Annotated in this window: 16 protein-coding genes; 10 read left to right on the top strand and 6 right to left on the bottom strand. The window is 55.8% G+C overall.

Translation table 11 applies throughout. The features are described from left to right. Positions 1-6: 6 nt before the first annotated feature. A complete protein-coding gene (hutH, locus tag DAQ1742_RS05385) occupies positions 7-1,563 on the bottom strand; it encodes a histidine ammonia-lyase (protein WP_067487215.1) in 1,557 nt (518 codons plus the stop codon). A gap of 673 nt (positions 1,564-2,236) precedes the next feature. Between hutH and hutC the strand changes: the two genes are divergently transcribed. After that, positions 2,237-3,004, top strand: a complete 768-nt coding sequence (gene hutC / locus DAQ1742_RS05380) for a histidine utilization repressor (RefSeq protein WP_051124104.1) — start codon at positions 2,237-2,239, stop codon at positions 3,002-3,004. Here hutC and DAQ1742_RS05375 read toward each other — a convergent pair. Beyond that, on the bottom strand, positions 2,977-3,579 hold the full coding sequence (locus tag DAQ1742_RS05375; RefSeq protein ID WP_051124105.1) for a HutD/Ves family protein: 603 nt from the start codon (positions 3,577-3,579) through the stop codon (positions 2,977-2,979). The two genes, hutC and DAQ1742_RS05375, sit on opposite strands and share 28 nt — an antisense overlap. Next, a complete protein-coding gene (locus tag DAQ1742_RS05370; RefSeq protein WP_035343439.1) occupies positions 3,579-4,943 on the bottom strand; it encodes a formimidoylglutamate deiminase in 1,365 nt (454 codons plus the stop codon). Before DAQ1742_RS05370 ends, DAQ1742_RS05375 begins: the two co-directional genes overlap by 1 nt. A 221-nt stretch (positions 4,944-5,164) precedes the next feature. On the opposite strand from DAQ1742_RS05370, the gene hutI reads away from it, so the two are divergent. Both hutI and hutG read left to right on the top strand, forming a co-directional pair. After that, entirely contained in the window at positions 5,165-6,379 is a 1,215-nt protein-coding gene (gene hutI, locus DAQ1742_RS05365) for an imidazolonepropionase (protein ID WP_035343440.1), read from the top strand. Beyond that, positions 6,376-7,179, top strand: coding sequence for an N-formylglutamate deformylase (gene hutG, locus DAQ1742_RS05360; RefSeq protein WP_035343441.1), 804 nt, complete (start codon positions 6,376-6,378; stop codon positions 7,177-7,179). The genes hutI and hutG overlap by 4 nt, the downstream gene beginning before the upstream one ends. Here hutG and DAQ1742_RS05355 read toward each other — a convergent pair. Then, positions 7,142-9,121, bottom strand: coding sequence for a methyl-accepting chemotaxis protein (locus DAQ1742_RS05355; protein ID WP_067487218.1), 1,980 nt, complete (start codon positions 9,119-9,121; stop codon positions 7,142-7,144). The genes hutG and DAQ1742_RS05355 overlap by 38 nt on opposite strands. A 481-nt stretch (positions 9,122-9,602) precedes the next feature. Between DAQ1742_RS05355 and folD the strand changes: the two genes are divergently transcribed. Then, entirely contained in the window at positions 9,603-10,472 is an 870-nt protein-coding gene (folD, locus tag DAQ1742_RS05350) for a bifunctional methylenetetrahydrofolate dehydrogenase/methenyltetrahydrofolate cyclohydrolase FolD (RefSeq protein WP_035343442.1), read from the top strand. A 3-nt stretch (positions 10,473-10,475) separates the two neighbouring features. Further along, positions 10,476-10,688, top strand: a complete 213-nt coding sequence (gene ybcJ / locus DAQ1742_RS05345) for a ribosome-associated protein YbcJ (protein WP_035343444.1) — start codon at positions 10,476-10,478, stop codon at positions 10,686-10,688. 118 nt (positions 10,689-10,806) lie between these two features. Here ybcJ and cysS read toward each other — a convergent pair whose 3' ends face one another. Together cysS and DAQ1742_RS05335 are read right to left on the bottom strand one after the other, a co-directional pair. After that, complete coding sequence (cysS, locus tag DAQ1742_RS05340; RefSeq protein ID WP_035343445.1) at positions 10,807-12,192, bottom strand: cysteine--tRNA ligase; 1,386 nt, start codon at positions 12,190-12,192, stop codon at positions 10,807-10,809. 297 nt (positions 12,193-12,489) lie between these two features. Continuing rightward, positions 12,490-12,912, bottom strand: coding sequence for a DoxX family protein (locus tag DAQ1742_RS05335; protein ID WP_067487221.1), 423 nt, complete (start codon positions 12,910-12,912; stop codon positions 12,490-12,492). A 342-nt stretch (positions 12,913-13,254) separates the two neighbouring features. Here DAQ1742_RS05335 and ppiB point away from each other — a divergent pair, with 342 nt between their 5' ends. From ppiB to DAQ1742_RS05310, 5 genes are all read left to right on the top strand, one after another. Next, positions 13,255-13,749: a peptidylprolyl isomerase B gene (gene ppiB, locus DAQ1742_RS05330; protein WP_035343447.1), complete on the top strand. Its 495-nt coding sequence runs from the start codon at positions 13,255-13,257 to the stop codon at positions 13,747-13,749. Positions 13,750-13,758: 9 nt separating this feature from the next. Next, positions 13,759-14,481 carry a UDP-2,3-diacylglucosamine diphosphatase gene (lpxH, locus tag DAQ1742_RS05325; RefSeq protein ID WP_035343449.1) on the top strand — a complete coding sequence of 241 codons (723 nt, stop codon included), beginning with the start codon at positions 13,759-13,761 and terminating at the stop codon, positions 14,479-14,481. Positions 14,482-14,703: 222 nt separating this feature from the next. Then, entirely contained in the window at positions 14,704-15,213 is a 510-nt protein-coding gene (gene purE / locus DAQ1742_RS05320; RefSeq protein ID WP_035343451.1) for a 5-(carboxyamino)imidazole ribonucleotide mutase, read from the top strand. Continuing rightward, positions 15,210-16,280: a 5-(carboxyamino)imidazole ribonucleotide synthase gene (gene purK, locus DAQ1742_RS05315; RefSeq protein WP_035343453.1), complete on the top strand. Its 1,071-nt coding sequence runs from the start codon at positions 15,210-15,212 to the stop codon at positions 16,278-16,280. The genes purE and purK overlap by 4 nt, the downstream gene beginning before the upstream one ends. Positions 16,281-16,795: 515 nt before the next feature. Then, on the top strand, positions 16,796-18,079 hold the full coding sequence (locus tag DAQ1742_RS05310) for an HAAAP family serine/threonine permease (protein WP_035343455.1): 1,284 nt from the start codon (positions 16,796-16,798) through the stop codon (positions 18,077-18,079). The last annotated feature ends 45 nt before the right edge of the window (positions 18,080-18,124 follow it).

The raw sequence follows: 18,124 nt of genomic DNA, 5'->3' as shown, positions 1-18,124 counted from the left end.
TCCTTATCAGGCAGAAGCCGGGGCCGCGGCATAACTGGGTAGCAATGTGGCGATAACCGATGGCCAGCGCGTGCGGCTGGCCCACTGGCGCATACGCTCAATATCGGTTGCCATCAGGCGGTCGTGGTCCAAAAATGCAACCTGTTCGCGCACCTGTGCCAGTTCACTTTCCAGCAATGGCGAGCTTTGCAGCGGGCGATGGAAATCAATGCCCTGTGCGGCAGCCATCGCTTCAATGCCAACCACGGTGGCGGTGTTAAAACACATGTCACCAAGACGACGCGCAGCGTAAGTCGCCATGGAGACGTGATCTTCCTGATTGGCCGAGGTCGGCAGGCTGTCAACGCTGCCGGGGTGAGCCAGCGACTTGTTTTCCGACGCCAGCGCCGCAGCGGTCACTTGCGCAATCATAAAACCGGAATTGACGCCGCCGTCGTTAACCAGAAACGGCGGCAGCCCGGACAGCGAGCTATCGAGCAGCAGCGCCATGCGGCGCTCGGAAATCGCGCCAATCTCGGCGACCGCCAGCGCAATGATGTCGGCGGCGAACGCCACCGGTTCGGCATGGAAATTACCGCCGGAAATCACCTCATCCTCCTGCGGGAATACCAGCGGGTTATCCGATGCCGCATTGGCCTCAATACGTAACACCTGGGCGGCGTGGCGCACATTATCCAGACAAGCTCCCATCACCTGTGGGATGCAGCGAATGGAATACGGATCTTGTACCCGGCCACACGCGGCGTGAGAGCACAGGATTTCGCTGCCAGCCAGCAGCTCACTGACCGCAGCCGCTACCGCAATCTGCCCTTGCTGACCACGCGCCTGATGAATGCGGGCATCAAACGGTTTTACCGAACCTTTGATAGCCTCCAGTGACAAGGCTCCGGCCACCAGCGCGGCGGCAAACACCTTTTCAGACTCAAATAACCCGCGTAACGCCAGTGCGGTAGAAACCTGCGTGCCATTCAGCAACGCCAGCCCCTCTTTGGGTTCAAGCACCAGCGGAGCCACTCCGGCATGGGCCAGCGCCGCCTGCGCAGAGAGGAACTCGCCGTTGACCCGTGCCTGCCCTTCCCCTAGCAGCAGTAACGCGAGATGCGCCAGCGGAGCCAGATCGCCACTGGCACCGACAGAGCCTTTCTCAGGGATACAGGGCATGACGCCTGCGTTAAACAGCGCCAGCAGCGTATCAACAACCAGCAGGCGCACGCCGGAATGGCCACGCGCCAGACTGATAATTTTGGTGGCGATGACCAGACGTACCACCTCATCGGCCAGCAGTGCGCCAATCCCTGCGCAGTGTGACAACACCAGGTTGCGCTGCAACTCGGCCAATCGTTCGGGGGCGATGCGCGTCTGGGCCAGTTTGCCAAAACCGGTATTAATGCCATAGACCACGCGATCCTGACGAAGAATGTGCTGCACCGTCTGCTGCGCGGCCTGTACCGCCGTGCGCGATGACGCATCCAGCGTTAGCGTCACGCCACCCTGATAAATCGCGCGTAGCGTCGCCAGATCTACGGCCCCCGGCGTCAGGCAAATGCGTTGGGTTTGAGACATATATCTAATCCTGTATAGACAAGTGAAACAACAAAAGCGCGCCGGGGATGACAACCGCTCCCCTGCCTGCTGCCTGGGCGTAATGCCGCAGTGAATATCCTTTTTCACTGCACATCCCTGACATGACCGGTATCCGCCACGCCATAAAATACAGACCTGATGTTAAGGGTATAGTCTCTGGATACGGGAAAATCCACCGCACAGCCAGTTGGGTGGATACTGACACTCCAGGCTCCCGCGACAACGGCTCTGCCCTGCTAGCGTCATTGGCTGGCGGTGCATCAGGCATCACGCTTTAGGCGAGCCGCATGATTAACTTGTCTATACAAGCAAGAGGCATGCCAGAAACACGCAGGCGTCATAAGCCCACGCAGGCAGCCGTGTTATCAGGGAGAATCGACAACAAGCAGAAGGGAAAATCACCGCAGTGGCCCCAAAATGGTGCGCACTGCCCCGCTTTCACCCACCAACAGCACGCCTGAGCACCAAAGAACGCACAGCCACATGCCCGCTGGCGTACATACCGTAGATCAACCGGCTCTCAGGGAGATAAAACCCGGTTATCGCTTCGGGAGGGATCACCGCGACCGTCGCCTTTAGCAAACCTCACTCTAAATGCGGTTTTCTATACAGGGTTGGGGGTTGTTCGTTACACTGCCCTATCAGACGAGACATGTTCGAGGATAGTGATGTGATAGAGCAGCAAACCGCCGCCCAGCTCGCTGCCGTGATGAGTGACGCCCCCGCACCGATTTATCTGCGCGTCAAGCAGGCCATCATCAGCCAGATCCGCAGTGGTATCTGGCAATCGCACCAGCGGGTGCCCTCAGAAAGTGAACTGGTCAGTGAACTTGGTGTGAGCCGCATGACGATTAACCGGGCGCTGCGCGAGCTCACCAGTGAAGGCTTCCTGGTGCGAATGCAGGGAGTGGGCACCTTTGTCGCCGAGCAGAAAGCGCAGACCGCTTTGCTGGAAGTACATAATATTGCAGATGAAATCACCGCCCGAGGCCATCGCCACCGTTGTCAGGTACTGTTGCTGACAACACTGGCAGCAGATAGCGAGCAAGCGACGTTGCTGGATATCCTCCCCGGCCAGCCGCTGTTTCACTCACACATCGTGCATTATGAAAATGACGTGCCGGTACAACTTGAGCAACGCTACGTCAATCCGCAACTGGCTCCTGACTACCTGCAACAGGATTTTGCGCAAGACACCCCCCACAGTTACCTCAGCCGCGTCGCACCGCTGACAGCCGGTGAACACCGGGTTGAGGCGGTGGCAGCCAGTGCCGGGCAGCGTGAACTTCTGGCGCTCGGTGAACGGGAGCCTTGTCTTTTGATCCACCGGCGCACCTGGCACGGCTCACGCGTTGTCACCGCCGCACAGCTGTTTTATCCCGGTTCCCGTTATCAGCTCGTTGGCCGCTTTAGCGGCTGATACCCGGCATCCGGTGTCGGGTGAGTCGGCGTTATCGCGGCGTACAGCAATTGTGAGCCGGGCTGGCGTGGCGTCAGTGCCGGAGGGGCTTGCGGGGTGCGCCACCAGACACCGTCACCACAGCACAAACGCCGCAGGCCGCAATCCCACTCGCCTGACAGCACGTATACCAGCCCGTCGCCGCCTTCTTGCCGCGGCAAGAACCGGCTGACCACGCCGACATCAGCGTGATAATCACGTCTGTCGGTCATGATATTGAGCGCCAGACTCGGCGCACCATCTGGCCGGGCACGCACCGTCTGCTCCCCCTGAAACGCGAATGGCACAAAGCCGCCAAGCCGGTGTCGCCAGCCGTCACCCAGTAGATCAACCGCCTCGCCCGACACCGGTGTCATCACCCGGTCTACTCCGGGAAACAGTGAGAAATCCCCTTCATGCATCAGAGTGGCGAGACTGGCACGCCAGCCAAACTCGCCCTCGTTATCAGGGCGGGCAATCCGGCAAATTTCACGCGTTTCACCGCCGCCATTTTTCCAGCGACTCACGGCAAGCCGGGAGAGCGAGAAAAAGACCATCACAAAACCCCCTGTAGCGACTGCATCAGGGCGATAAACCGGGTGTCATACTCTTCATCAAGCCGGTGGTGGCCGTCTTCAATCACCGCGTGACCCGCTACCCACACGTCACGGATCTGCTGGCGCTCACCGGCAAACAGCCAGCGGTTAAGCAACTGTCCATCGGTAATGCCAGCCAGCATCGCATCCTCACGTAACACCAGCCAGTCGGCGCGCCAGCCCACACTCAGCTCGCCTGTCGGCACCCGGCAAGCCTGCGCCCCGCCGGCCAGTGCCTGACGGTAGAGCACATCGCCGACTGCCGGTTGCTGTGCCAGCGCGATACGATTACGGGCGCGGTCACGCAGCCGTTGCCCATACTCCAGCCAGCGTAGCTCCTCTTGCACATTCAGTGAAACATGACTGTCTGAACCAATCCCCCAGCGCCCGCCCAGCGCCACGTAACGGTCCAGCGGAAAAATGCCGTCACCAAGGTTTGCCTCCGTGGTCGGGCATAGCCCCGCCACCGCCAGGCTGCCTGCCAGCCGGTGCAGCTCGGTGTCATCCAAATGGGTGGCATGTACCAGACACCAGCGTGCATCGACCGCAAAGCGGTTAAACAGCCATTGCACCGGGCGTTCACCGCAAAAGTGCAGGCAGTCCTCCACCTCCTGCTGCTGCTCGGCGATATGAATATGTACCGGCAGGCCGCTGTCCGTGGCTTCGAGCACGTCTTCCATCTGGTTTTGGCTCACCGCCCGCAGCGAATGAAAACACACGCCATGATTGAGCAACGGATACGGCTGTACCAGCGTGGCCAGTGCCTGCTGCTGTTGCAGATAGCTGTCAACATCCTGGATAAAGCGCACCTGGCCGGGCTGCGCCGGGCGTGCGCCAAACCCGCTGTAATGGTAGAGCACCGGCAGTAACGTCTGACCAATGCCCACTCGCTGCGCGGCTGCCAGCACATGGCGCAGCATGTCATGCTGGCGATACGGTTTGCCTTGCTGGTCATGATGCAGGTAGTGAAATTCCGCCACCTGCGTGTAACCGCCCTTGAGCATATCGATGTACAGCCGGGTGGCGATAACCCCCACCTGCTCTGGCGTCAATTGCGCCACCAACCGATACATCCGTTCACGCCAGGTCCAGAAACTGTCCGGCGAGCGCCCGGCCACCTCGGTTAACCCGGCCATCGCGCGCTGAAAGGCATGGGAGTGCAAATTGGTCATCCCCGGCAGCACGATACCGGGCAGGCATTGTGCCCCTTGCGGTGAGGCCTCTGCCGTCACCGATTGCAAATATCCCTGTTCATCTACGCTCAAGCGTACATTACGCGCCATACCCTGCGGCAAGAGGGCGCGAGCGGCAAAATAATCGGCCATGACAACGTCCTGTGAAATGTGAAGAAGCTTATTGTATAGACATACCTATACGCTAAAGTGAGCGCAGGCTGGCATAAGGCTTTTTTATCTTTCCGGCACAACCGTACAAACGGCGAAGCGCCCCACAGAATAAGAAATTCCTATTCCGCCATCCCTTGCTGAAAATCACGGCGGGCGTATAACTTGTCTATACAAGATGATAACAGCAGAGGCAATACGCGATGACACTACCCTGCGACAGTCTGTGGCTGGGGGCCACGCTGGTCACACTGCGTGGCGGGCGCTACGAGATTATCGACGACGGGGCACTGGCAGTCAGCGGCGGGCGAATTGTCTGGCTGGGGCCGCGCCAGCAGTTGCCTGATATAGCCGCCCCCCGTACCACGGATTTCGGCGGCGGGATAATCACCCCTGGGTTGATTGATTGCCATACGCATCTGGTGTTCGGCGGCGATCGCAGCGCTGAATTTGAACAACGCCTCAACGGCGTCAGCTATGCCGAGATTGCCGCCGCCGGTGGCGGCATTCTCGCTACCGTCAAGGCAACCCGTCAGGCGTCGCCTGCGCGCTTGCTTGACGATGCACGCTCGCGCCTGCGCCCATTGCTGGCCGAGGGCGTCACCACGGTTGAAATAAAATCTGGATATGGGCTGGATGTCGATAACGAGCTGAAAATGCTTAACGTTATCCGCGAGCTGGGGCAGACCATGCCGGTACAGGTTGTTGCCACCTGTCTTGCCGCCCATGCCATTCCGCCGGAGTATGCCGGGCAACCACAGGCGTGGATAACCGAGGTCTGTCAAACACTGCTGCCGCAGGTCGCCCGTGCACAGCTCGCCGATGCGGTGGACGCATTTTGTGAACATCTGGCATTTAGCCCGGCACAGGTCGGGCAAGTGTTTGACGCCGCTCAGGCACTGGGGTTACCAGTCAAACTGCATGCTGAACAGTTATCATCACTGCATGGCAGCGCACTTGCCGCTCGCTTTGGCGCACTCTCGGCAGACCATCTGGAATACGCCACTGAACAGGATGTCGCCGCGATGGCAAGCGCCGGGACTGTCGCGGTATTGCTGCCCGGTGCCTATTATCTGCTGCGTGAAACACGTTGCCCGCCGGTAGACCTGTTGCGCCGTTATGGTGTACCGATGGCGATTGCCACTGACTGTAATCCCGGCACGTCCCCTGCGCTGTCGTTACGTCTGATGCTGAATATGGCCTGCACGCTGTTCGGCCTGACGCCGGAAGAGGCGCTGGCAAGCGTGACCATTCATGCTGCACGCGCGCTGGGGTTGGGTGATTCGCAGGGTTCGCTGGAATGCGGCAAAGTGGCCGATTTTGTCCACTGGCCGGTGGCGCACCCGGCAGAGCTGGTGTACTGGCTGGGTGGCCAGCTTCCCTGTACCACGATTTTTCGCGGAGAAATACGCTCATGACCCCGTATACGTTTCTCGCCGGTGACAGCCCGCTGTTGCTGAGTATTCCCCATGCCGGTACGGCGCTGACCCCTGACGTGGCTGAGGCACTCAGCCCGGCCGCACAACCGCTGCCGGACACTGACTGGCACATCCCTGAACTTTATGCCTTTGCCCAGGCCCAGGGAGCCAGCATTCTGACAGGGTGTTACTCACGTCTGGTCATTGACCTTAACCGACCGGCTGATGACCAGCCGCTTTACTCCTCGGCCACCACCGGGCTGTTCCCTGATGTCCTGTTTGACGGCACCCCTGCGTTTTTGCCGGGCAAAACGCCTTCTGCCTCCTTACGCCAGCAGTATCTGGATCAGATCTGGCAGCCTTATCATCACCAGCTTCAGCACGAACTGGCGCGCCTCAAACAGCGTTATGGTTATGCCTTGCTGTTTGATGCTCACTCGATTGCCTCACACATTCCGCGTTTGTTTGCTGGCCAATTGCCAGATTTAAACCTCGGCAGCAATGACGGCCTGAGCTGTGCACCTGCGCTGGAAAGTGCGATCGCCGCAACATGCCAGTCCCAGTCGCACTGGAGCTGGGTGCTCAATGGCCGGTTTCGCGGTGGTTACATCACCCGGGCCTATGGCCAGCCGGCGCAGCACCAGCACGCGATACAACTGGAGCTTTCACAGTGCAACTACATGGATGAAAAACCACCGTTTAGCTGGCAGCCAGCCAAGGCGCAGGCATTGCAACCGATGCTGGCTCAGATCATACAGACGTTTATGGATGCCGCTGCCCGCCTTTACCGCCACGGCTGATCGCCAGCGGTGGCTGAGGCGCATGCGCGACCGGGTGCAACAGATTGTCGGATACCACAAACTTATCGACCGTCTGTTGCATGTGGTCAGCCTGCTGGTCAAGCAACTGGCTGGCGCTGGCGGCCTGCGATACCAGTGCCGCATTTTGCTGCGTCACCTGCTCTAACTGATTTAATGCCAGATGCACCTGCGCAACGCCCAGCGCCTGTTCATTTGCTGCTGTGGCGATATCGCCAACAAAATCCCTGACCTGTGTGGCACTGGACATGATGTGTTGCATGGTGTCACTGCTGCGAGCCACCAGCGTCACACCAGCCTGAACCTGCGCCTCACTGGCCGTAATCAGCTCTCTGATGCGTTGTGATTCCGCGGCACTGCGTTGCGCCAGATTTCGCACTTCCGTTGCAACAACAGCAAAACCTCGCCCCTGCTCACCCGCTCGCGCAGCCTCTACCGAGGCATTCAGCGCCAGCAAATTGGTTTGAAACGCGATGGCATCTATCACTCCGGTTATCTGCGACATCTGCTCGCTGGATTGGCGGATCAGCGTCATCGCCTCACGGGCTTGCAGCGTGACGTTATCGGCCACATTGTTCTGCGTTTCCATGCTTTTCATCAGTTCCGCCGCCTGACTGGCATAATCGGCCGTCTGCTTCACGGCGATGGTAATCTGCTCCATGCTGCTGGCCGTTTCCACCAGCGAGGCAGCCTGCTCGTCGGTACGCTGCGCCAGACTCTGATTGCCCTGGGTAATATCATGGCTGGCTTGTCCTACCCAGCCCGCGCTCTGTTTAATCGTCACAATGATGTGTTCGATATTTTCCAGCGCACGGTTATAGGCGCGATTTAACTGTGAGAGTTCATCTTCACCCGGCACCGTTAACCGACACGTTAAATCATTGCCCATATCATCGATGGTTTTTAATGTTGAGGTCAGTTGGCGGTAAATACTGCGGGCCACCCAGACCGCCAGTAACAGCGCCAGCAACACCGCCGCCAGCGTACCGCCGAGATAGCCGTAACCACTCATGCGCGCTTGCTGCTCAAGCCGGGAAGCCCAGTCCAGTAAATCGGCAGAAACCGTGTCTTCAATCCCTTTCAGGCGGTCTATGCGCAGGCTCTGTTGCTTAAACCACTCATTGGCATCAATACCAAACCCGCCGCTGGCGGCCTTGGCAAAGGCGGTATCGCGCATTTTCAGCGCCGTTTGTACCGAAGCGTCATTGAGTATCGCCTGCATCTGCTGGCGTTGCGATGGCTCGGCAAACTGATTAAATGCCGTAGCGTAGGCACTTTCCATGCCAACCAGTTGGCTAAAACGCTCATATTGACCGGGCGCAAAGCTGTCAACGGCAAACACCTCGGACAACAGTGCACGCATGACACCGGCCTGCTCTTTAAGACTCAACAGATTGTAATACGCCACCACACGCGTAATCAGCCCGCCATCCGTGACCTGATGGCTCATATCGCCCACCACGCCAATCAGGTCACTGATGCTGGCGGTGTACTGGCCTACCACCTGCGTGGCCGGTATCACGAAACCATCGATTTGTGTACGCAGTGACGCCAGCCCCTGCAAACGTTGCTGTACACGCTGCAAACGCGCGGTCATTTCACTGCCCGACGCCGCTGACGCGCTCAGCCACAACGCTGCCAGCGCTTTATCCGTTGCACCACGCTGTTCACGCAGCGGCTCTGCAAATTTTTGTCCTTTACTGCCAATGTAACCGGCGCTCATACCCCGTTCGCGCTGCAACTCATGCACCGCATTACCCGCACGCTGGGCCAGTATCAACTGCGTGGAAAACTGGGCCATATCTTGTTCAACGTGACGCCGCTCCAGCATACCCAGAGCAGCAAACCACAGCAGGGCAAACAGTAACGGCACCAGCGCCAGTGCAAATTTGTAACGTATGGAAAGAGAGGAAAATCGCAGCATGTACCACCCCTGTTATTGCCCAAAAAAAATGCGAGACGCCAATCCCGCTCACTCTCTCGGAGCGGTTAACGGGCGATTAAGGCTTTATCATCATGCAATTATGGAAACTGTATGCTCTTAAACGCGGCCTGAAACTCCCCCTAAAGGAGTACATATGCCTAAAATGACGGGCGGTTATCACTTTTTTATTATAGTCATGCGATCTCGTGTGCTCCGAAAAATTCATGTTTTTTCTGTTATTTGTCAGCCATAAGCACCACTTTTCACCGGCACGACTGGCGCGGCCCGCTATCCGCCGCACGGGTGACAACCGTGCTGGCCTGCGGGCCTTCCCTTATTGAGATACAGCCATCAGGCGGTGCGGACAGGCCGTTAATGCGGCAAACATCGCAATTAATCACGATACAACGCCTGACAGCCCGCACAGCTTCTGCCAAAATAGGCGTCATCCCCCGCATTGAAAATGATGGATTTTCTGTACATGGTTGCAAAAATTATTGATGGTAAAACGATTGCGCAGCAGGTGAAAGACGAAGTTGCCGCGCGCGTCAGGCAGCGTTTAGCTGAGGGTAAACGCGCGCCGGGGCTGGCGGTCGTGCTGGTCGGTGACAATCCGGCTTCACAGATTTATGTCGCCAGCAAACGTAAAGTGTGTGAAGAGGTCGGGTTTGTTTCCCAATCATATGACTTACCGGCAACCACCACCGAACCTGAACTGCTGGCGTTAATCGATGAACTGAATGCGGATGCCACCATCGATGGCATTCTGGTGCAATTGCCACTGCCTGCGGGGATAGACAACACCAAAGTCATTGAACGTATCGCTGCGGATAAAGACGTTGACGGTTTCCACCCTTATAACGTCGGCCGCCTGTGCCAGCGTGCGCCGCTGCTGCGCCCTTGCACACCACGCGGTATCGTGACGTTGCTGGAGCGTTACAACATCAACATGTTTGGTCTTAACGCAGTTGTCGTTGGCGCATCCAATATTGTTGGCCGCCCGATGAGCATGGAGCTCCTGCTGGCCGGGTGCACCACCACCGTTACCCACCGTTTTACCAAAGACCTGCGTCATCATGTCGAACATGCTGACCTGCTGGTGGTGGCGGTCGGTAAGCCGGGCTTTATTCCCGGTGAGTGGATAAAACCGGGTGCTATCGTTATTGATGTCGGCATCAACCGGCTGGAAAATGGCAAGGTGGTGGGCGATGTTAACTTCGCAGAAGCACACGTGCGCGCCGCTTACATTACACCGGTTCCCGGTGGTGTCGGCCCGATGACGGTCGCCACACTGATTCAAAACACCTTGCAAGCGTGCGAGGAATACCACGACCCCCTCACACAGGCATAACGAATGAGCATTTTCCATCTCGATAAACACCCGCACGTTGAACTGTGCGATTTGCTGAAACTACAAGGCTGGAGCGAAAGCGGCGCGGCCGCCAAGCTGGCGATTGCCGCAGGCGATGTCACGGTGGATGGACACACCGAAACCCGCAAGCGCTGCAAAATCCTCGCCGGCCAGGTGGTGCGCTTTAACGGGCAGAGCGTCACGGTTCAGGCATAAGGCCTGCTGTACGTCGTGTCACTCTCGAAATGAACTGTAAAGAAAGGCCCGCTTGCGGGCCTTTCTTATTGATACGCTACGGAACCGGTAACGTGTTCTATCCGGCTTGTGACGTCACTTATTTACGACGCCAGATGGTGCCTTGTGCGCCATCTTCCAGCACAATGCCCATCTCCGTCAGCCGGTTACGGGCGGCATCTGCCAGCGCCCAGTCTTTCGCCTGACGCGCGTCATTGCGTTGCTTAATCAGCGCGTCAATCTCCTGAACTTCGCTATCGTCGGTCTGGGCACCATTTTGCAAGAACACTTCCGGATCCTGCGCCAGCAGACCAAGCACGCCAGCCAGCTGGCGCAGCGCCGACGCCAGCGCATTGGCCGCCACGCCATCTTCCGTTTTCAGGCGGTTGACCTCGCGCGCCATATCAAATAATACCGAATAGGCTTCCGGCGTGTTGAAATCATCATCCATCGCCTCACGGAAACGGCACTCAAACTCCTCGCCACCTGCCGCCGTTGCCGTGACATCGGTGCCGCGTAACGCGGTATACAAGCGCTCCAGCGAGGCGCGTGCCTGCCGGAGGTTCTCTTCGGTGTAATTCAACTGGCTGCGATAATGGCCAGAAATCAGGAAATAGCGAATGGTTTCTGCGTCATAGTGCTGTAGCACATCACGCACCGTGAAGAAATTGTTCAGCGATTTGGACATCTTCTCGCGGTCAACCATCACCATACCGGAATGCATCCAGTAATTGACGTAATCCCCGCCATGCGCACAGGTAGACTGGGCAATCTCATTTTCATGATGCGGGAACATCAGATCCGAGCCACCGCCGTGAATATCAAACTGCTCACCCAGTTGTTTGCAGTTCATCGCTGAACACTCGATATGCCAGCCAGGGCGGCCATTGCCCCACGGCGAAGGCCAGCTTGGCTCACCCGCTTTGGACATTTTCCACAACACGAAATCCATTGGGTTGCGTTTGACTTCGGTGATTTCGACCCGAGCCCCCGCCTTCAACTGCTCCAGATCCTGACGAGAGAGCACACCGTAACCGGGGGCGCTATCGACACTGAACATCACATCGCCGTTTTGCGCCACGTAGGCATGGCGGCGGGCAATCAGTTTTTCCACCAGTTCGATAATATCGGCGATATGGCGGGTGGCACGCGGCTCTTCATCCGGTGGCAGAATATTCAGCGCATGAAAATCGGTGTGCATTTCCGCAATCATACGCCCGGTCAGTTGTTCGATGGTTTCGCCGTTTTCCGTCGCCCTTTTGATGATTTTATCGTCAATATCGGTGATATTGCGCACATATTTCAGGTCATAACCGAGATAGCGCAAATAGCGTGATACCACATCAAATGCCACAAACGTACGCCCATGACCGATATGACACAGGTCGTAAACGGTTATCCCGCACACATACATGCCAACTTTGCCAGCGTGAATGGGTTTGAATTCCTCTTTTTGACGACTCAGGGTATTAAAGATCTTTAGCATCAGGGCATTCCATGGTGTTCACAAGCCAGGGGGTCGCAGGACGGGGTCATCGCAGGAAGTGCGCAAAACAGTCTGCGGTACGCATCATTAATAAAATCAGTGTTTATCCGGTTTTCGGATCCAGCTGCGTATTGAAACCTGAACCCTGCGCTATTGCAAGCCAACGCACCTATTATTAGGCCATTGTCGGCTATTCATCATCCAGATGGGGTAAACGAACAAACCCGGCCATGGCCGGGTTTGTTCAGTGGTGAGCGCGCAAGCACGATCAGCGCACGTTTTTATCGCCAATAGCATTTAGCGCCAGCGCGGATTACTCATCACAGAGTATTTACCGCTACCCAGCAAGGCAATGGCAATACCGGCAAAGAAATAGACAGCCACGCCCTCAATTCCCCAGGCACCGGTTTTATCCAGCGTGAAAATCGCTTCAGGGTGTGCCAGCAGGAACGCCACCAGCATGGTAAACGAGAAAGACAGCGCAGCCGGGCGAGTCAAAATCCCCAGAATCATCAGAACCGGTGTAATCACCTCTCCGACAAATACACCATAAGCAATAAACCCCGGCAAGCCGTGAGCAGCCAGCATTCCCTGAATAGCGCCGACACCTGCGATGAGTTTATGAACACCGTGAAACAACATCAGAATACTGAATGCCAGTCGTAAAACCAGCTTGCCGCCGTCCGGGTTGTCTAACAGCTGATTAATCCGGTCTAACATAATTTACCTACCTGTATAGTGAATATTGAATGAACAGTGCGTTAACGAGAGTGACTATCAACCGCAGTTAGAATAAATTTAGAAAGTAAAAAAACCTATCGAAATGAAACCAATTATTGATTTAACGCAATAAAAATGTATTTCAAATAAATTCAATGAAATAGGTAAGGTAAACGAATAAATTTGAAATAAAATAACGTACGGTAGCAATCAGACTAACTGACGCCCCTCCCCTATGCTGACTCAACCATTCACTTATGTTATAAGAGCGCTCTTGGCGGCTTCGCGCCTTGGTGAACATCTCTCATTATTCTGTGTATTGGCTTACAGTAAGGTTCATTTATGATTACGTTTCATACCAACCACGGCGACATCGTGATTAACACCTTTGCGGATAAAGCACCGCTTAGCGTGGAAAACTTTCTGAACTACTGCCGCAGCGGTTTTTACGATAACACCATTTTTCACCGCGTTATTAATGGTTTCATGATCCAGGGCGGCGGCTTTGAACCGGGCATGAAACAGAAAGACACCAACGCCCCCATCAAGAACGAAGCGAACAACGGTCTGGCGAACAATCGCGGTACGCTGGCGATGGCTCGCACGGCTGACCCGCACTCTGCCACTGCGCAGTTCTTCATTAACGTGGTCGATAATGATTTTCTGAATTTCAAATCTGAAAGCATGAATGGCTGGGGCTATTGCGTATTTGCCGAAGTGGCAGAAGGTATGGACGTGGTAGACAAAATCAAAGCCGTGGCAACCGGGCGCAGCGGTATGCATCAGGATGTGCCGAAAGAAGATGTCGTGGTGACTCATGTCACCGTTAGCGAGTAATTCAGTTGCATGACCACGCTATTTATTAGCGATCTGCACCTTAGTGAGCACGAACCGGCGATCACCGCCGGTTTTCTGCGTTTTCTGCGTGAAGAGGCACCGGGAGCTGACGCCCTGTACATTCTTGGCGATCTGTTCGATGCCTGGATAGGCGACGACGACCCGGCGACACTGCACAGCACCGTCGCCAACGCGCTGCATGACCTGACGCAAAACGGCACCCCTTGTTACTTTGTGCACGGCAATCGTGATTTTTTACTCGGTAAACACTTCGCCCGTCGCAGCGGTTTACAGCTATTGCCGACGGAAACGGTGCTCACCCTGTATGGCCGCCGCACACTGTTAATGCACGGCGACACGCTGTGTACGGACGATCTGGCGTATCAACGCTTTCGCCGCAAAGTTCACAACCCGTTGATTCAGTTTCTTTTCAGGTTATTACCTCTCTCGTTACGCCTGAGTATCGCCGCCCGGATGCGTGCAGCCAGCCAGCAGGCCAATCAGCATAAATCCATGACGATTATGGATGTGAATGCCGCAGCGGTGATAGCACGGTTGCAACACCATCAGGCGACGTTGTTGATCCACGGCCACACCCATCGCCCGGCCATTCATCACATTGATGGCGCAGGCCTCACCGCCGAGCGGGCCGTACTTGGGGCATGGCATCATCAGGGGTCTGTTTTGCAGGTGAATCATGACGGCCTGCGTCTGACCACCTTTGCGCTGTAACACGCGATTTACCGAATTTTTGCCGTCAGAAGCCCTTTTCATCGCCACGCAACCGTTTTCCTCCCCTCTGGCTCATGATATGCTCTACGCCCTCGCGACCTGTGGCTTGGCTGGCAGGTCGCCGTTGCGCCACGCAATGACCGCATCACGCACGATGACCGCCACGTTCTATCGTCGTTGATAGCTCACCATCGTCATGCAAACCACAGGAGCATTACAGGCATGTCATCCAACGCTGCCCCGGCGAAAATCGCTATTGTCATGGGTTCAAAGAGTGACTGGGCCACCATGCAGTTTGCCGCAGACATTCTCACAACGCTGAACCTGCCTTATCACGTCGAAGTCGTCTCTGCACACCGCACGCCCGACAAACTGTTTCGCTTTGCCGAGCAGGCTGATGAAAACGGCTTTGATGTCATCATCGCTGGCGCAGGTGGCGCGGCACATCTGCCGGGTATGCTGGCGGCGAAAACGCTGGTGCCGGTGCTGGGTGTACCGGTGCAAAGCGCAGCATTAAGCGGCGTTGACAGCCTTTACTCCATCGTCCAAATGCCGCGCGGCATTCCGGTCGGTACGCTGGCTATCGGCAAAGCCGGTGCGGCCAACGCCGCGCTGCTGGCCGCGCAGATTCTGGCACGCCATGACCGTGAGCTGGCAACACGTCTTGCCGCCTGGCGTCAGGCGCAAACCGACGAAGTGCTCACTCACCCAGACCCGAGGGAAGAGGCATGAAACCGGTTTGCGTTCTGGGCAACGGCCAGTTAGGCCGTATGCTACGTCAGGCCGGTGAACCGCTCGGTATTGCGGTTTACCCCGTCGGGCTGGATGCCGAGCCGGAGTCGGTTCCGGTACAGCACAGCATTATCACCGCAGAGATAGAACGCTGGCCTGAAACCGCGCTGACCCGCCAGTTGGCGCAGCACCCCGCCTTCGTCAACCGCGATATTTTCCCACGGCTGGCCGATCGCTATAGCCAAAAGCAGCTGCTGGATACGCTCAATCTGGCGACCGCGCCCTGGCAGTTACTGGCATCGGCATCAGAGTGGCCCCAGGTGTTTGCCGCGCTTGGCGAGCTTGCCATCGTCAAGCGCCGTGTCGGCGGTTATGACGGCCGCGGCCAGTGGCGTATCCGCCCCGCAGAGGAGCCAGGCCTGCCTGCCGAGTGCTACGGTGAATGCATTGTTGAGCAGGGTATCGCGTTTTCCGGCGAAGTCTCGCTGGTGGGTGCACGCAACGCACAAGGTCAATGCGTATTTTATCCGCTCACCCACAACCTGCATGAAGAGGGCATTCTGCGCACCAGCGTCGCGCTGCCTGAGCCGGATGCGGTTTTGCAGCAACAGGCTGAGCAGATGCTGTCGGCCATCATGAATCACCTGAATTACGTTGGTGTGATGGCCATGGAGTGCTTTGTGGTCGGCGATCGCCTGCTGATTAACGAGCTGGCTCCCCGCGTGCACAACAGCGGCCACTGGACGCAAAACGGTGCATCCATCAGCCAGTTCGAACTGCACCTGCGGGCGATTCTCGACCTGCCGTTGCCAGTACCGGTGGTTGCCAGCCCGTCGGTGATGGTGAACTTGATTGGCACCGACCTGAATCCCGCGTGGTTAACGCTCCCCTTGATTCACCTGCACTGGTATGAAAAAGAGGTACGAGCAGGGCGAAAAGTCGGCCACCTGAACCTGAATCACCCCAGTGAAACCGCGCTGCGCACCGCATTGACCCAACTGGCTCCGCTGTTGCCAGAGGCTTATCAGTCGGGCCTGCTCTGGGCCGGGAAGCACCTGGGCGGTTAACACGGATATGTCATCGGGCAGCCAGCCTGCCCGATATTAACAGGGTGTGATAATCGGGTTAATGACATGGTGTTATGACGATGTGTTTTTATGATGTCCTATTTCTTTCAGGCCATATTTCTGTCGCCTCATCTTCCCATAACATCATTTTTCCATGAATACGTTGTGCTGTTTTTTCACTCGGCGTATTTTATTTACCAGCGATGTTATTTCCTCATGTTATTCATTCACTCCAATTAATTAACGCATCAAAAAAGATACCAGTGAAAATAAATTATTTAAGGCATCAATAATGATATTTTATTTTTATTTATTCAGTGCTAAAATAATTTACTTCCGTTCGTTTCTGTGATCACCTCACTATTATTCCTCAACGCTCAGGATATAAAATGCTGCCACTATAAACATGACAACAATTCACATGATGTCTTGTGTGGCACCTGCGAATTATCTCTGTATTGGTCTGTGGCCGGTACGGTATTTTTATACTCTGTGTTCACCTAGGAGAAACATTCATGAGCACAATCCAAGATAGCAGCCAGGTACTGGAGCAAACTTCAGCCTGGCGTAAGACAGATACCGTCTGGATGCTTGGCCTGTATGGCACGGCAATTGGCGCAGGCGTACTGTTTTTACCCATCAATGCGGGTATTGGTGGTTTGATTCCATTGATTATTATGGCAATCATTGCATTCCCGATGACGTATTTCTCTCACCGTGCATTATGCCGCTTCGTGTTATCGGGTAAAAAAAATGGTGAAGATATTACCGAAGTGGTGGAAGAGCATTTCGGCACCGGTGCAGGGAAATTAATTACCCTGCTTTATTTTTTCGCTATTTATCCGATTCTTCTGGTTTACAGCGTTGCGATTACCAATACGGTTGACAGCTTTATTACTCACCAGCTGCATTTGCCGTCACCGCCTCGCGCCGTTTTATCATTACTGCTGATCCTTGGCTTAATGTTTATTGTGCGCTTTGGTGAAGCCATGATTGTAAAAGCCATGAGTGTTCTGGTTTATCCGTTTGTGGCCGTATTAATGATGCTGGCGCTGTATTTGGTACCGCACTGGAATACCACTGTTTTTCATAATATTTCGCTGACAAATAGCACTACCGGTAATAGCTTGCTGGCGACGTTATGGCTGGCTATTCCGGTCATGGTTTTCTCCTTTAACCATTCTCCGATTATTTCCTCATTTGCGGTGGCGAAACGCCGTGAATATGGCGAAAACGCCGAGAAAAAATGCTCCCGTATTCTGGCTTGCAGCCACATCATGATGGTGCTGACAGTGATGTTCTTCGTGTTCAGCTGTGTGCTTGCCCTTTCCCCGGCGGATTTGATGGAAGCCAAATCACAGAACATTTCGATTCTGTCTTACCTGGCCAACCACTTTAACAACCCGGTGATGGGATACATGGCTCCGGTTATTGCCACCATCGCCATCTCCAAATCGTTCCTCGGTCACTATCTGGGTGCCGGTGAAGGCCTTAACGGCATGATGATAAAAATGCTGCGTAGCCGGGGTAAAACCGTTCCGGTAGCCAGGCTAAACCGCATTACCGCGCTGTTTATGCTGCTCACCACCTGGCTGGTTGCCACGCTGAACCCCAGTATTCTGGGCATGATAGAAACGATGGGTGGCCCGGTTATTGCCTGCCTGCTGTTCCTGATGCCGATGTACGCCATCCGTAAAGTTCCGGCAATGCGTCAGTACAGCGGCGCGTTGAGCAATGTGTTTGTCACCCTGCTGGGCCTGATTGCCATCACCGCCATTGTCTACACCCTGTTCGAGTAATCTCTGTTTGCCCCCCGGTGCAGGCACATGCAGCCTGCACCATCT

Origin of the sequence: Dickeya aquatica (genome assembly GCF_900095885.1) — a bacterium.
Lineage (GTDB): Bacteria > Pseudomonadota > Gammaproteobacteria > Enterobacterales > Enterobacteriaceae > Dickeya > Dickeya aquatica.
This window is presented reverse-complemented; position numbering and strand designations above follow the sequence as displayed.